15 protein-coding genes are annotated in these 15,258 nt (G+C 41.9%); all 15 read right to left on the bottom strand.

Annotated features, from left to right (window positions below; translation table 11 throughout):
* Positions 1 to 115 precede the first annotated feature (115 nt).
* Positions 116 to 661 carry a hypothetical protein gene (locus HI950_RS28690; protein WP_169088959.1) on the bottom strand — a complete coding sequence of 182 codons (546 nt, stop codon included), beginning with the start codon at positions 659 to 661 and terminating at the stop codon, positions 116 to 118.
* Between the two features lie 223 nt (positions 662 to 884).
* Positions 885 to 1,652, bottom strand: coding sequence for a ferric iron reductase (locus HI950_RS28695; RefSeq protein WP_169088961.1), 768 nt, complete (start codon positions 1,650 to 1,652; stop codon positions 885 to 887).
* A 36-nt stretch (positions 1,653 to 1,688) separates the two neighbouring features.
* Positions 1,689 to 2,702 carry an ABC transporter substrate-binding protein gene (locus HI950_RS28700; protein WP_169088963.1) on the bottom strand — a complete coding sequence of 338 codons (1,014 nt, stop codon included), beginning with the start codon at positions 2,700 to 2,702 and terminating at the stop codon, positions 1,689 to 1,691.
* Between the two features lie 226 nt (positions 2,703 to 2,928).
* Complete coding sequence (locus tag HI950_RS28705; RefSeq protein WP_169088965.1) at positions 2,929 to 4,695, bottom strand: AraC family transcriptional regulator; 1,767 nt, start codon at positions 4,693 to 4,695, stop codon at positions 2,929 to 2,931.
* Between the two features lie 95 nt (positions 4,696 to 4,790).
* Positions 4,791 to 5,795, bottom strand: a complete 1,005-nt coding sequence (locus tag HI950_RS28710; RefSeq protein WP_169088967.1) for a phosphotransferase enzyme family protein — start codon at positions 5,793 to 5,795, stop codon at positions 4,791 to 4,793.
* Between the two features lie 631 nt (positions 5,796 to 6,426).
* Positions 6,427 to 7,698 carry an FAD-binding protein gene (locus HI950_RS28715; RefSeq protein ID WP_169088970.1) on the bottom strand — a complete coding sequence of 424 codons (1,272 nt, stop codon included), beginning with the start codon at positions 7,696 to 7,698 and terminating at the stop codon, positions 6,427 to 6,429.
* Positions 7,699 to 7,908: 210 nt separating this feature from the next.
* Entirely contained in the window at positions 7,909 to 8,205 is a 297-nt protein-coding gene (locus tag HI950_RS28720; protein WP_169088972.1) for a hypothetical protein, read from the bottom strand.
* A 167-nt stretch (positions 8,206 to 8,372) separates the two neighbouring features.
* Positions 8,373 to 9,179 carry a stalk domain-containing protein gene (locus HI950_RS28725; protein ID WP_169088974.1) on the bottom strand — a complete coding sequence of 269 codons (807 nt, stop codon included), beginning with the start codon at positions 9,177 to 9,179 and terminating at the stop codon, positions 8,373 to 8,375.
* A gap of 936 nt (positions 9,180 to 10,115) precedes the next feature.
* Positions 10,116 to 10,304: a hypothetical protein gene (locus HI950_RS28730; protein ID WP_223285567.1), complete on the bottom strand. Its 189-nt coding sequence runs from the start codon at positions 10,302 to 10,304 to the stop codon at positions 10,116 to 10,118.
* A gap of 62 nt (positions 10,305 to 10,366) precedes the next feature.
* Positions 10,367 to 10,798 (bottom strand): NUDIX hydrolase, encoded by a 432-nt coding sequence (locus tag HI950_RS28735; protein WP_169088976.1) that lies wholly within the window; start codon positions 10,796 to 10,798, stop codon positions 10,367 to 10,369.
* Positions 10,799 to 11,118: 320 nt separating this feature from the next.
* The gene (locus tag HI950_RS28740; protein ID WP_169088978.1) at positions 11,119 to 11,934 is read right to left on the bottom strand and encodes an aminoglycoside adenylyltransferase domain-containing protein; all 816 of its coding nucleotides are present in this window, start codon (positions 11,932 to 11,934) and stop codon (positions 11,119 to 11,121) included.
* Positions 11,935 to 12,655: 721 nt separating this feature from the next.
* Positions 12,656 to 13,144 (bottom strand): NUDIX hydrolase, encoded by a 489-nt coding sequence (locus HI950_RS28745; protein WP_169088980.1) that lies wholly within the window; start codon positions 13,142 to 13,144, stop codon positions 12,656 to 12,658.
* A 330-nt stretch (positions 13,145 to 13,474) separates the two neighbouring features.
* Complete coding sequence (locus tag HI950_RS28750) at positions 13,475 to 13,966, bottom strand: hypothetical protein (RefSeq protein ID WP_169088982.1); 492 nt, start codon at positions 13,964 to 13,966, stop codon at positions 13,475 to 13,477.
* 465 nt (positions 13,967 to 14,431) lie between these two features.
* Positions 14,432 to 14,719: a GNAT family N-acetyltransferase gene (locus HI950_RS37140; RefSeq protein ID WP_169089177.1), complete on the bottom strand. Its 288-nt coding sequence runs from the start codon at positions 14,717 to 14,719 to the stop codon at positions 14,432 to 14,434.
* A gap of 18 nt (positions 14,720 to 14,737) precedes the next feature.
* The gene (locus HI950_RS28760; protein WP_169088984.1) at positions 14,738 to 15,229 is read right to left on the bottom strand and encodes a DUF3995 domain-containing protein; all 492 of its coding nucleotides are present in this window, start codon (positions 15,227 to 15,229) and stop codon (positions 14,738 to 14,740) included.
* Positions 15,230 to 15,258: the final 29 nt, after the last annotated feature.

Here is a 15,258-nt window from a genome sequence, read left to right on the forward strand (position 1 = left end):
CCCGTTAGCGTAATGAAGCAGCCGATCATTGTGGTCGGCTGCTTCCGTGTTTTTATTGAACTATCGTGTCCCGTTAGCTTAATGACTTATGCCGTGTCCCGGTCCGAAACCTTGTTTAATCAAGCCAATGAATCTTTACATTTGTAATTTCAAATAACTCAAACCCAGGTCTCTCTTCTTCATAATTCCATTCTGGCAATGCATCGTGAACACCTTTAACAAAATCATATTCTTGACAGTCGCTCCCATTTGTAAATGTGATATTGTAGTGACGAACTTTCCCCGAAACAAATGCAATTTGATATGTTGTAAATGTATTGGTTATCCCTCCGCCTCCAATAATCTCTTCCTCTAACTCGTTAATAGAATTAAATTGTTTAATGAACATATCTTCATTGTGACCACAATAATCAAAAATTAAATATTCTCCTGTAATCATTTCTTGTCCCGTTAACGGAATTTCTCTTTCTCTAAAAATAAATACGGATTCATCAAGATTTAGAGGATTTCGCAACTCACTATTATCAATACCAACTATATCTATTTTCTTATATATATCTGCGAGTTCTTGCTTCATATGTTTATCTGATTGTTTTTTCCCTTTTAGAAATGAGTGAATTACAATTTGCATCGCAATATCACTCAATTTATATTGATTCATTTATTCTATATCCTTCATGGGAGATTATAACTTTCATACCATTATCATCTCAGAAAACCGCTTAATTGTTTAGTGGAAAGATTTCCATATAACTACACTATACTGCCCGTTAGCGTAATGAAGCAGCCGATTATTGTGGTCGGCTGCTTCCGTGTTTTTATTGAACTATCGTTACCCGTTAGTTGAATGATATCGTAATGACTGTCTTGTATTTTATCTGACCTTAGCTCCTCAACTTCGGACAGTTCGTGCAGTATTCTTCAACACTGGAGACCTCATAGTAGAAGCAGCAGGTTTTGCGAACCCGCATAGGTGCATTATAATCAGATGTGAATGACGGTTTGCCATAAAAGCGGCCCAGCGGGTTTTGTTTTTCCCCGAACATAGCACCTGGAGCTTGATGAATCAGATACTGAAAGTCTGCTCGGCTGCGTAATTGCTCCTGCTGTTCACCCGTTACCCCGATTCTTTTCTCGTATAGTGAGAACACACGAACCGCAACATTTTCCCATAATATCGTTTTTGGCACGTTAGCCACTCTAGACATGACCGCTATTAATTCCCCTATATTCCCAGCAAAATGAGTTTGAATAACCGTATCGCGCCAAACATGCCGTTCGCTAGCTTCGGGCATTTCAATATCAATATCGGCTAGACTGACATGCTCCAGCCAGGAGTGACCCGGTGAAGATTCAAGGAAGCAATTTTCGGCAGATAAATCCAGTCCCTTGTTGTACACTGTCATGGCGTACAGCAGCGGAACAGTGGTTAAGAAGGCATACCTTTTAAAAACCTGCGAAGCCGTGATCATCCTCGATGGGGACTGTAGAAGCACTGTCAGCCTATCCAGATAATCAGAGCATATCTCCACGTCGAGCAAGTCCAAAGCTCTCACCGAATTAACAGGACGGGTTGCACCATTTTCAAATAAGCCAAATTGTCGGTTCAAGTAATCCCATTCATCCTGCGCGAGCCGTGACTGCTTGTTCATACCCAAAACCCCCTTGGACTCTCTGCTCAAAATGACTTAATTGAGCGCATCAGCGATCTGATCGACAATCAAATTGATCGCAATAGGTCCATAATAACCGATCCACTGCGCCGTGTTTTCCACATATACTTGGTTTGCCTTAACCGCGTTCAGATTTTTCCAGATCGAAGTGTTCTGAAATTCAGTCGTTAGCTCCAAATTCGTATCGTCCTGGAGTAGAAACATATGATCGGCAGCCAGTTCTGGGGTAACTTCAAGAGATATCATCATACTTGAATCCGTACTGTTGACTGCCATTTTGGGTGGAGTCAAGCCTAGATCGTCGTACAGAATCTGTGAAGTTCGATGTGAAGTCGTTTGGAGACGAATCATTTCATCTCTAGGCCGGATCAAGGCAACCGTTTGGCCCTTCATTTTATCTGTCAATGCCGTTTTTAGATCGCTTATTTTTTGTTTGTAACCATCAACCAGTTCTTGCGCCTCTTGCGGCTTATTCAAGATTCCCCCAAACTTCAACAGTACTGACTGCCAATCCTCATTGCGCTCTAGTAAAATCGTCGGTGCGATTTTGAGTAAATCTTCATAGATCTCATCATGGAATTCCGTAGCGATGATGAGATCCGGTTCTATTGCAATGATTCCTTCCAGATTTGGTTCTACATACGTTCCGAGCAACGGGATATTTCCCATCTTATCGCCTAAATATGGAGGAAGACCGTTGTCGGTTTCGGCTACTACGCTGCCAGCCGGCTGAAAGCCCAGTGCCAGCATTTGATCCGCGTACTGGACATCCAACACGACAATTTTCTTTGGTACGTTCTCAAACGTCATTTCACCCTTCAGATGCTGGATGGTGAAAGGTGCTGCGAGCACGGGCTCCACTACGGAGTTGCTGTTTACGGACTCATCATTATTGACTTGAGATTGATTCGTCGTTCCTACCCCAGCATTATCGCTGCCTTGATTTGAGCTGTCTGAGCATGCGCCCAGAAACATTACTAAACTAACTAACAAGCTAAAGATCCATAAAAATCTGATTTTCGGATACATATATGTAATCCCTCCACATTTCTTTTATTGAGAATGACACTCATCTTCACTTACAACACTATAACGACTCGCTCTGTTATCTTCAATGGATATTTGCGCCAATATCAATGGATTATGGCGACAAAAAAACACCGCTGCTCGAATCGGTGGATCCGGATACAACAGTGTTTGCATAAGAAATGGATCATCGAAGCGCTTGTCATTCCTTGCACTTTACGATAAAACGTTATTTCGCATCCAAGAAAACTTCCGCCACTTGATCAACCACCTGGTTCATCGCGATAGGGCCGTAATAAGCAATCCAAATGCTCGCTTTGGCGTGGTAAACATGATGCTGCTGCACGGCGCGCAGACTTTTCCATTTAGTCGTGGTCTGGATCTCATTCATCCAATCTTTAAATTTATGGTCGGTCAATACAAAATAATGGTCGGCATCCAGCTCCGGAAGCCTCTCCAAAGATATGATAGAGCTGGTCCTTTTGCGGTCAACCGCTAGCTTCGGAGGATACAGCCCCAGATCGCTGTATAAAATCGCCGCCGTACGATGAGCGCATGTATGCAGCCTAATGATATTGTCCTTCGGCCGGATCATCGTTACCGACTGCCCATGCAGCTTGGCTGCCAGTGCCGATTTCAGCCCACTGATTTTGTGTTTATACTGCTGTAAGACCTGTTCCGCCTCACGTTTCTTGCCCATAATCCGCCCGATGATTCGTAATGTTTCTCTCCAGTCACGGTTTCGCTCTAGCATGATGGTCGGCGCTATATGCGTGAGGCTTCTATAAATGTTCTTCTGGAACTCGGTGCATATGATCAGATCGGGCGCCAAAGCACGAAGTGCTTCGAGATCGGGTTCATCCAACGTTCCCAAGGGCTGGACCTCATGCAGCTTGCCGATCAGATACTCAGGAAAGCTACTAAGATCTCCGGTTACCATGACGCTGCCGGCTGGCTGCTCACCTAGAGCCAGCATATGGTCCATAAACTGGGGATCCAGCACAGCAATTTTCTCAGGCTGCCGCTGGAGCAGCAGCTCGCCTTTAAGATGAATGATCGTCCGCAGTGAGCGACGGAATGCAGCATCCAGTGGATCTGACGGTGCCACTTTTTCATTGCCGACTGTTTCCAGATTAGGCGCGTCCGGTTCATCACCTCTGGCTTGATGCATCGATTCTCGATACGTGCTTGGTGAAACGCCCGTGTACCGCTTAAATAATCGGCTGAAATAGTAGCTGTCCACATAACCGACTGCTTCGGCGATATCCTTGAGCCCTGCATTTGTACGACATAGTAATTCCTTGGCTTTGTCTATACGGATCTGCATCAAGTAGTCAATCGGCCCAAGAGCCAGCCGCTTGTTGAACATCCGCTGCATTGTCCGAGCGCTGCAATTCAATTGCGCTGCAAGTGTATCTGCTGTGATCGGTTCGGCATAGTGTTCATCCATATATCTAGCAGCCTGCAGCACTATATCCGGTGAAGCTTGCTCCAATCGATGGTGCTGCAGCTGTCCCATCAGCTCGCAAATGAACTGATAAAATAACGATTTCACCTGTAGCTTTGCCATCGCTTCCGGCTGGCCCCATTCCTGCTCCATACGGGACAAGGATACGAGCAGCGAAGCAGCATGACTGACTACAAAACCATATTGGATCTCAAACGGTTCCGTGCTAGTTAGCATTTGAAGCAGATCTTGGCTGCACGGCAGCGGTAGAGATGCCTTATATTGAATCATATAATATTCTAAATGGTCGGTGATGTCCGTGATCGTAAGAACGGTGCCTTCTCCGGCGTGACAAACATATCCATTCTCCACATCATGCTCATCCCCGTCCAGCAGGAGCCGAGCACGACCTTGTATCGTGTATAACAGTGTACTCGACGAAAGCTGGTGTGTGTGCAATTGCTCGCCAATCGGCCGCTTGACCCGCTGCACATCAATTATTTTCAGCGATACATGGTTCCAAAGTATAAGGTGATTCTCCACAATCATCGTATGTTGTCAACTCCTAAAAAGGGTCTGTGGACCGTTAGCTTAACAAACTATAGGAATTAGTGCTGGAATCTTAAACGTTTAATAGCTTTTTCTTAAATCTTTATTTCATTAAAAAGAAATGGTGCCCCTGCTAAATAATTTTTTATTATAGCTTGTGCATAGAGCTGTTCTTCTTTTAGCCCCTCGGTTTCCCTTGGATCAGGGGCATGGTGGCAATAATTCTCTATCATTACCATCACAGTAAAACTTTCTAATGCTGGAAGCCATTCACCTTCTAGTCTCCTCTTGCTTTCATAACCTTTAATTAATAACTCCCTTTGCCAAGGATAAAGCCCCAAAATGGTATGTGCTATATCATATAGGAAGTATCCAAATCCACATCTCCCAAAATCAATTGGATGAGGTTCTCCATTATGAAATACAATGTTCCCTTGGTGCAAATCACCATGAATTAATCCGTAGCTTTCATCATCTTTGCTAAGTTTGTTAATCCAGGAGAGTATCCTTTCAGCCGCTAATTGATACAACTGGAATTCGGTATCTGCCAGGAACCGATCATAATGTTGCGCTAAACGAGTCATAGCTTTCCTAAAACTCTCCTCACCCCAAAAAGGGCGTATGAAGTTAGGACTCAATTCGAAATTTTGTGATGCCTGATGGAGCTTTGCCAAGAGGATTCCCTCTCTAAAGATTTGATCTTCAGTAAGACCGCCACTCACTTGCACGCCCTCTACCCAACGCATCAATGAAGCGTAACCGAAGTACCCATTCTCCAAGTTAATTTTTATGGTTTTGGCTCCATCGCGGTCTAATATCCCCTTAGGAAGGGAAATATCCATCTTTTCATTCAAAGCATCAAGCCAAACGAGTTCAGAATCTATTTCTTCTCTACTCATTCCTACACAAAAAATTCGGAGTAAAAAAATCCCTTCATTGCTTGTTTCAATTATAAATGTAGATGTATCGGAGAATTGGTTGAAACGTATTTGTTCCCAATCCAAATCATAATTTTGAAGCGCCATTATAGCCGCTTGCTTTGACTGTGTAATAATCCGCTTAATTTCTTTTTCAGAATCTATCTTAAACACCTCAGTCATGACATCCTCCTAATCCCTAAATTCCCACGGTACAGGATCAATGTGTAATTGTTACTTTTAAGCAATATGACACCAGTCCTTGAGTTCCTTCAAGTAGACGATTACCAACCTCAGGTCAGTCTATTGAATTTTAGACTTTGCGATTATACAGAATATCTTAACACAGCAAATAACGGAAGATTAGGCGACTTTGATTATAACTAAATTTACAATACAATATTCATCTATCTTTCCTTTACTTCAATGAAAAAAGCAGTCTGTAATCTGTAAATTGTCTAATGCCCATCTTATCCTCCTGTTTACAAAGTCAACGGCCTGTTTTGCCAGTTTTGTGTGTCCATCTACGGCTGAAAAATAATTTTCAACCCATTTTTTAAAATGTAAAATTCACCAGTTGGGTCGTACACAGGAACAGTCTCTAGAGCCGCTATTGATTTTATTGCACTAATCTGCCCGTTAGCGCGGAAAAGGCAGCCATATCGAATCGGCTGCCTTTCGTTCTGGTATTGAGTTATCGTGGTCTTTTAACGCAGTGCTACATATATCTATCTATGATACGGTTCTCCGCGCAGTATGTGAAAAAAGGGTTAAGGTTTTGTTAGTGTTTCGGCTGCTATCGCTGATTTGGTGACTATAAATAGCCATCCTTAATATATTTTTTCAAGAAGGCATTGCAGAACTTTCCTTGGGGGTCGCATTGAAGGAGCAATTGCTGAAAGTAGGGCAACTTCTCGTATAATGATTGTAAATGGATAGGCGGCATGGCAAACAACTTCCCCCAATGTGGACGGGCACGGAAAGGTGCAATCTGTTCCTCAATTAGTGGTAATATTTTTCGAACTGCAATCCAATCCGCTTTCCACGTAAAGTGAATAGCCACCGAGTCCTGCTTGTAACAAGGGCTCATCCACAGATTGTCTTCCGCAATCGTGCGAATCTCGGACACATAAAGGTGTGGCGATATGTAGTCCCGTATTCGGTCAATCGCACAAAGTGCTTGATAGGCATAGTGGCGCGGCACGAAATATTCACTTTGTAGTTCCTCACCGGCGCTTGGCGTGAAATCCATGCGGAAGTGCGGCAGCCGTTCATGCCATGGCCCGGGAATGCCAAACTGCTCGCTGCAATTCTCCGCTGAGTGTCCTGGCACTGGATGACGATGCACACTTGCGTGCATGGCGCCATAAAATTCGGATTCCTCCCCAGCAAGGTAATAATCTGATATTTTCCGCTTTAACCAGACTTGATTGAAAGCGTCTGTCTTCCAATCCGTGAAAAGACTAACACTGTAAGCACTAGAGAAAATATCGTCAAAATGATCATTAAGCTGCGCTAAAGGCAAATTATCGAATACATACTGACTCATCTGAAATGCGGGAATCACATCTAGAGTAATTTGTGTGATAACCCCCAGTCCCCCAAGCCCTACGACCGCTCCGACGAGGAGACCATCTTGTTGATCACGGGAGAAAACGACCCTCTCCCCATCCGCTTTGACAACTTCCATGGAATGAACCGCTGTAGCAAGATTACCGTTCCGGTCACCAGAACCATGTGTTGCCGTTGAGCACGCACCTGCAATGGTAATGTGCGGCAACGACGCCAAATTGTGCAAAGCATAGCCGCATCCGTACAAATAATCGCACAGATCCCCGTACCTAATACCGGCCTCAACCGTAACCTTATTGCGTTTATGGTCTAATTCAATTACTCGGTTAAGCTTGTGAAGAGAGAGGAGGCTCTCGGTACAATCAGCGATTCCATTGAACGAATGACGGGTGCCAAGCGCCTTTATTCGACTGCTACGAGCTACCAATTCTTGTATTTGTTCCACATTTTCCGGAACATGGAGTTCCGAAGCGCTATACTTATAGTTGCCTGCCCAGTTTCGATTATTTTCCAAACACATACACTCCCGCTAAATCGAATGAAAGATCTGTGCAAATTGATTGATATGTAATAAAAAACATTCCACATGATATAGGAGTTTCCTGCCCGTTAGTTTAATAAAAATGAGCATGCCAACACAATGCCTTCTCAACATAAAGTGTTATTCAACTATCGTAACCCGTTAGTTCAATAGAACATAGAAATCTATCACATTAACAGGAACTTAAATAACAGAGTATAATGTCTTAAAATCAGTATCCCATCTCTTTAGTAAATCATTGTTGCCAGCTATTAAAGTCGTATGTAATCTGCTTGGAAAATACTGCAACCACATAAATCCATTTGCTACAATATTAAAATCGTCATGATCAGCCAGCTTAAAAGATATGGGTTCCTTCACTTTATTAAAAACAACAAGTGTTACATGACCAGTGAAATCCACTTCTTCGATATACATTTGTCTGTATGTTTTCTGTAGTATTCCTCTCCAATGAGAAAGATCACCATATTTTCTCTTCACTATTAACTCCCTCTTACGTTCATCTCTTTTGAAATTGAAATATATTCGTCAAAAATTTACATTCCCCTTTTTTCTATAATGCGACGTTGACCTGTTGAGCTAACCTGCCCGTTACTTCAATGAAAACAAAAGAGGAGCTGCTTAAAGCAGCAGCTCTCCTTAAATTGTTAGATCCCTTCTCCACGATAAGCACCAGCAAAGAGGATATTTGTAAGTTTGTAGGTATTCCCATCTTGGTAAAAATAGAAATCAATCGAAAAATGACCATAGTATCCTTTATCGGAGACGACCCGATAGTTAAGCAAAATCCCATGTTCCTTACTGTATCCTGAAGCTTCGTCTGGGAATGCCCCGCCCTTCAACAGTTCCAAACCTTCTGCTGTCAGACCGTCCAGCGTCTTCTTATCGTATTTGCTGCGATACGTATCTACTTTTTCGCTGGCTTGTGCGTAGGCAAGATCAGGGCTATCGAGTTCGGTCAAAGAATAATAATACTTGTAGATGAACGCTTTCAAATCTTTCTTCTCCCCGCTGCGAATCGCATTCAAATACGCGGTTATTCCTTCCTTTGCAACAGGTTTAAAGTCTTCAAACATCGAAGCCGCTCCGTATTTAGAAGGAAATGTATTCCGCACACCTTCCGATTCATGCGGCGAAGATGCGCTGCCTGCACTGGGATTTGCAGTGGAAACCTTGATGGCTTGCTCACCCTGCTCCCATGTAACCTTCGCGCCCAATGCCTCCGCTAGTGGCTTGACCGGCACATAAGAGCGACCCTCGTAAATGATCGGGAACATTTGCTCCGACCCGTCCTGAAGGTCGACTGTGCTGCCGTTGACATGTATCGTGATTTTACTGTTCTGATAAGCTTTGATCTCTTTGATGTAGTCGTCCGCAAAAGCACCGCATGCAAACGCGAAAAGGAAAATTATTAACATGCACGTCATTGTTACTGCTTTTTTGCGTTTCATCATATCACTCCTTTATAAATTGATCTTCATAAATATGGTAATCTACAATCCGCAATGAAACAATAAAATTGAGGAATAATGATTTTGATTTCCATGTGATGAATCCTTCGAAAATGAAGCATATGAGCTTATACGACCAAAGGGAGCCAATCATTGTCCACCGATATGTTCTTGCTCCCTTTGACTTTTATATTTATGAAAAAAACAGGATAATCAAACTGTAAAACCCCAAATAATAATACGATAATCCCTATGAATAACAGCGGATTCAATTCAAGCTATTCCCCTATAGTGTATTCTGCCCGTTAGCTCAACGAGGCTGCCGATTTATGCCGGCAGTCTCGTCTCCTGTTTATTGCTTAATGAAGCACCGTCAGTATAATACTTTATATTGGACTGACCCCAATAAAAGAAACAGTGGCAGCCATGGACGAGAAAATAAAGTCCTAGACTACCCCTGTTTTATTGAACTATCGTTCCCCGTCAGTATAGCCTTTTCATTCCTTCAGTTTCTCTTCACTGTCGTCGATATATGGCAAAAGCTTATCTGTATCAAATAAAGCATTGCATACTTTACACTTTCTTATAAGTACTCGATTTATATAAGATTTGAAATGAAGATCCATCACATGCATGACACCTACCAGGACGTTCAACGGTATTCCTCTCCACTTCAATTTAATCCTCCAAGTAATTCAATTGCTTTGGAGATATTCCTTTAATTTTGTGTGTATTTTTATTTATCATTACTGCCCGTTAGCTTAAAAAATGAGCAGGCCTCCGCAGCGCCTGCTCTCATCCGTGTGTTGTTCAACTATCGTTCTCCATTAGTTTAACCCTTTGTAGAAGAGTCTCCTCAAGCTACCCACATTTGTAGGTTTATTCAGAAGTGGGATTTTTATTTTTGCATCACCCAAGAGATTATAAATATAAGTGCATCTAAGACAATAACAGTGTAAAAGAAATATGAAACCATCGTAAATGCTTGGGCTTGCTTTTTATATCCGCTCTTTTGCTTGGAACACCCATTATTTTCTGATAATGCTCGGTAGCATCATTAAAAGATGGCACTTCAGAAGAAGCTTTATCTCCCTGATTATTCTTCTTTTCATAACCTTTCTCTTTCAATACTCCACCTCCATTAACTTATTTGTAAAATAGTGCTCCTTTTTCTAATATTGACAAGTAAATTATTCAAACCACTGCTTTGGTCCGATGATATGGAATAAATGATCACGATCAGTATTTAAAGCATCCTTTATACGTGAAATTGTAAAATCACTAATTGGCTTAGGTAAATCGTCCACATTGAAAAACTTACATTCTGTTACTTCCTCCGCATCTGGTTGTGGTTGCTGATCGTAGACCACCTTACAAGCGAAAACAAAGTGATGCATATCGTTAGTGGGTTCATAATACACGCCTGTCAAACGACCTACAGTAGCTTCAAGCCCCGTCTCTTCAAGCACTTCTCTCTTTGCGGTATTCTCCGCAGACTCATTTTGCTCAGATAGCCCACCAGGTAGTTCCCAATTGTATTTTCCATAGTTATGTTTTACTAGAAGAATTCGCCCTTCTGAATCCATAATGACCGCAGCTGCTCCTACTGGCTTTTTTGACATTCCATGCCCCCTAGTAATTTAACTTGTAAAAATGTTCCACCTAAATAAACGATAAATCTCCTAAATTTGTTTCGGAATTTATTAAAGTATTCTGCCAGTTAGCTTAACGAGGCTGCCGTTTCAACCCGCAGCCTCGATGTTTATTGAGCTATAGTTACCCGTTAGCTTAATAAAATGATTAAGCCACTGAAATTCCTGCTCAACAATGTATGTTATTCACTATTGCTATCCATTCATATTCAATCTTAGGTTAGAACTCTTTGAAAATATCTCCGTTTTTTAATTGTTGTCAGATGTAAATACAGGTTAGTAAACTTCCGTTATTCGTAATAATCAAGCCCCGCTTTTGAAGCAACCCAGTGCACGAATTGCATCACTTCAGAGATGATACTGGGATCGGGAAGCGTAGTGTCGGTACGCCAAGCCCGCGAGTGATCGACTAAGGAACGCCATCGTTCGGGTAATATTTCAAGCGCCCACTTGACTGAACATTGTTTACTACACACTTCACCAAACTTCAAGGTGTATATTGCCCGACACATCGTCTCCACCACATATGCTTTATGGCTAAGAGGTAAGTACCAATTGGGGTCGTCCAGTTGGTTCGCCCAGTCTGCCCAATCACGTAATCGATTGGATACAGCTACACGGATTTCGTCCACTGAGATCGGTTCGATAAGATTTTTGGGGTCGGGTCCGATTAATGTGATACCGTGCTCGTACACAGTCCACCGTTCTAATATCCAGTTGGAATGGTGTTCCTTCCAACGTAAAGAATCATCTCCTCTCTCTATGGTCGGATAACGTTCTCCTACCTGGAAGCGTTTCAGAGCATTATAGTCCAAGTACGCCCCTTCAAGTTGATCCGCATATACGTTAGTGATTTTAGCCAGTCTGCTATGTAGCTCGTTTAGGACAGTAAACATTCTTTCTGAAACAGGAAGTTTGGTTACCGCCAAAAAGTCGATATCACTTGTCAAAGGGTCGAAATCACCTAAAGCAAGTGAGCCTCGCAGGTAAACGCCAATAAGTTCATCACCGATTGCTTCTTGAATGCCAAGCTGTAAATTTCGCAGCATCTCAGTCACAGAATTTGGAAGACTGATTGCCCTTTCAGGGGAATTCGATAAGGACATGTAATCCACTCCCGAATTAAATTATTGTGTCCCGTTAGTTGAATAAAGTTTTTTCCAGGCACGTTTGTCTAGTTAAAGACTATACTTTTTACTAGCTTTTTCAGTAACATCATTTGTCCGATATGATACGCATTATGGATACACAAATTTGAAATGACACTCCACCACTGAGCATTGAAGTAGGATGGAATTATTCTTTCAAGTTTCGAAACTTCACAATTAGTGATAATGTCACGCCATTCTGTAAAACCATTACTTAATCGCTGAATGGTTTCATGCCAACTTTCTTCATTCGTCTTCATGTGATTCAATTCAAAAGTTTCATCATTGTTCATATTACTTTTGTCATTCATGTCATCGTTAATAATAGAATAGCCTATAGCTCGTCACTAGCTTGTAAGGGGAGGCATTTCCAGAAAAACTAAGCGATATTACAAAACCTATTTGTGGGGTGGTAATGATGTCTAGTGTGAAGGAAGTTCTACTCGATCAATTGGCAGCTTGTCATGATGATGAAAGTTGGCTTCGTTGGATGTTTGACATAGGATAGTGTATCAATACCAGTCTACATGTTATCTCATTTTCTGAAAATGTAGAATATCTCTTAAATTCAAACTATCCTCCCGTCAGCATAATAGACAAAGAGGAGCTGCGAATGCACACTCCTCTACTATCGTGTCCCGTTAGTGCAAAGATTTTTAAAAAACGAGCCCTCATACAACTAAACACGCCTTTGAAGCTTGACATTACATTCTGACGTTGTCGCAGTGACGTACTCCATATAATTCACAGAGCCGTTAAAGTTCAAATAAGCTTCATAACGCATGCGGATTGCGGGTAAAGTAATCAAATCCAGAACATTTTCCTTTGGAACCCACCTACACTCGCTCGTTTCATCAGAAGTAGCTAACTCTCCACCCACAGCTTTGCACACGAAATCAAACATGACCTTCGTAGGAACATCAGTCACACCGTCATACCACTTATGGATCGCTGTATTCGAAACAACACTAATTAAATGGCTAACAGTGGCGTCTATTCCACTTTCCTCTTTGATTTCACGAATCACGCCATCAATCAGGTTTTCTCCAACTTCAGTTATCCCACCAGGATACACCCAACCATCGTCATGGGCTTTTACTAATAGGATATTTCCATTTCCATCTTCTACAATTCCGCCTGCCGATACAATATGTGTCGGAAACGCCATTTCACGACCTCCTAATACGGTAAAATTATATATTTATTCCACATGGTTCCTGTACTTTCCTGCTTTCGTGAATTTATATGCTTGAAGGTACTCACAAAACGATTGAACTATCCTACCCGTTAGTTGAGCGAAGGGCTGCCGTGCGGCAGCCCTTTAGAATAGAACTTTCGTGTCCCGTTAGCTTAAATGTTCACTTGCGATCCGGCGGACTTAGGCTCGCAGGTGTGCCCGCTGAATCGACTCCCCCGAAATGCCTCAGGCGGACCGAGGGTCAGTGTCCCGATGCGTTAATACGGTGTAATCAGATGTCGGAATCTTATTGAATAACTTTCAAGATACTTGTCTTAATAAATTATTCAATTTTTCAGAAAAACTTTCCCAGCCTCCTGAATATCCGATATTCATTCCCCATCCAACTTGTCTTAAGTCTTTTGATAATTTTTCAAGCAACTTTCTTTCATCTGTACTTAGAATTTTATTAGGGAAACCCGAGTATTCAGGGAACTTTGTCAAATAATTATATAAGTTCCACAAATCTTCTTCTTGTTCTCTTGATAATTTTCCAATATCTTTGCCTAATGTTATTAGAGAATTTATATCTTCTTGAACGTCCTCAATTTTCTCTATAACAAGATTTTCTTCTTTCCATTTATGTTCGGTTTGATAAGTAATTGAACTTTCTAGTTCTACTAAATCTCCTTGAATTTTGAATGTTTGTCTTGAAATGGTATCATCGATTCTATTGTTTGTCACAATCAAATTAATTATTAAAAAAACGTTTAATAAACAAGAAAATGCAATGATAATTTTGATGTTTTTCATTTTTTGTTCTCCTATTTTTTATTCTTTATTTCTGATAAAGACTATTCGACGATCTTCGCAAAGATTCCATCCTTGGAGTATTCGCGATCTGATTAAACTATCCTGCCCGTAGAACTTGATCCCGAGCGCTATAATGTTCACCCTACTTGTCATGACTATGATTGAGGCTGGTTGGGACGCGAGATCCCGTATAACAAGCGATGCTATGGAGCGACAAGAAGAATCATTAGGGGCTGCTGGTAAATCTACATGATGGGAGAGATTGAATTAGTCCAGTTATCGGTCTAGATATTTCTAAAGAAGAACGCCATGGACAAGCCTTTTTATGCGCAACTGCTTCATACTATTATTGTAACTAACCTACCCGTTAGCTTAATAATAAATGGAGCAGCTGCCGCGGCAAACTGCTCCATTTTCCATTCAACTATCGTGTCCCGTTAGTTGAACGACCACCCACGTCTATTGTCATATGGTGCCATTAATTAATGGTTTCTTAAAATATGTTGCAGACTCATCGTAACCTATAGACTTGTAAAAATCGCTAGCCCTTCTAGTTGCAAGGGCTACTAGCCTCGATCCACGCTCAAGAGCTTGCCTTTCAATTAAATTCATTAGTTTTTGACCAATTTTCATTCTTCTGTACTTTTCTGCAACAAATAATTCTTCGACCCAACTTATTACACCGTTTGCGTAAAATGTTGAGTGGTGGAATGCTAATACATATGCCCTTCGTTGTTTGGGACAGGAGCTCAGCGCGGCGAACCAACAACGTTAGCCCCTATGACCAAATGATTTTGTCATTTTTCCTTCGAAAAATGCAGCAAAGCCAAGCGAGATCCCCCAGCCAAGGAACAGTGCATACCATACATATCCCCATGCAGCCATTGGGCTTGCATCCTGTTCTACGAATGAGGGAGCGGATACGACACGTCCAATTGCAAATTGAAACTTCAGAACAAAGAAGCTAAAGCCCCATATGGATAATCCAATACATCCGATCCATGCGGGAATGATCTTCAACCTCCTCGGTAGCCTTTCTCCCCACTTATACACGAACGACAAGCTGAATAGGGCAGCAAGCACGGCCAACACTCCCATAAACCAATAACCGATTACTCGTGATAATAATTCATTTGGTACCTTTGCAAAATCTCCCGGGAAACCGAATGGAACCCCCAAGCCCCACCAAAAGTGCGGAAGTGCATATAACAGCCCGCATATGCACGCAATATAGCCTGCGCGATTTCTTTTCTTAACGTTCATTCTCATCACCTCAATAGCTATCCTAACAT

Source organism: Paenibacillus sp. PL91 (genome assembly GCF_012935325.2).
GTDB lineage: Bacteria > Bacillota > Bacilli > Paenibacillales > Paenibacillaceae > Pristimantibacillus.

Bases quoted from the DNA above. Each gene is read 5' to 3' on its own strand.
- HI950_RS28690 (WP_169088959.1), bottom strand. From the start codon at position 661: ATGAATCAATATAAATTGAGTGATATTGCGATGCAAATTGTAATTCAC.
- HI950_RS28695 (WP_169088961.1), bottom strand. From the start codon at position 1,652: ATGAACAAGCAGTCACGGCTCGCGCAGGATGAATGGGATTACTTGAAC.
- HI950_RS28700 (WP_169088963.1), bottom strand. From the start codon at position 2,702: ATGTATCCGAAAATCAGATTTTTATGGATCTTTAGCTTGTTAGTTAGT.
- HI950_RS28705 (WP_169088965.1), bottom strand. From the start codon at position 4,695: ATGATTGTGGAGAATCACCTTATACTTTGGAACCATGTATCGCTGAAA.
- HI950_RS28710 (WP_169088967.1), bottom strand. From the start codon at position 5,795: ATGACTGAGGTGTTTAAGATAGATTCTGAAAAAGAAATTAAGCGGATT.
- HI950_RS28725 (WP_169088974.1), bottom strand. From the start codon at position 9,179: ATGATGAAACGCAAAAAAGCAGTAACAATGACGTGCATGTTAATAATT.
- HI950_RS28735 (WP_169088976.1), bottom strand. From the start codon at position 10,798: ATGTCAAAAAAGCCAGTAGGAGCAGCTGCGGTCATTATGGATTCAGAA.
- HI950_RS28740 (WP_169088978.1), bottom strand. From the start codon at position 11,934: ATGTCCTTATCGAATTCCCCTGAAAGGGCAATCAGTCTTCCAAATTCT.
- HI950_RS28745 (WP_169088980.1), bottom strand. From the start codon at position 13,144: ATGGCGTTTCCGACACATATTGTATCGGCAGGCGGAATTGTAGAAGAT.
- HI950_RS28750 (WP_169088982.1), bottom strand. From the start codon at position 13,966: ATGAAAAACATCAAAATTATCATTGCATTTTCTTGTTTATTAAACGTT.
- HI950_RS28760 (WP_169088984.1), bottom strand. From the start codon at position 15,229: ATGAACGTTAAGAAAAGAAATCGCGCAGGCTATATTGCGTGCATATGC.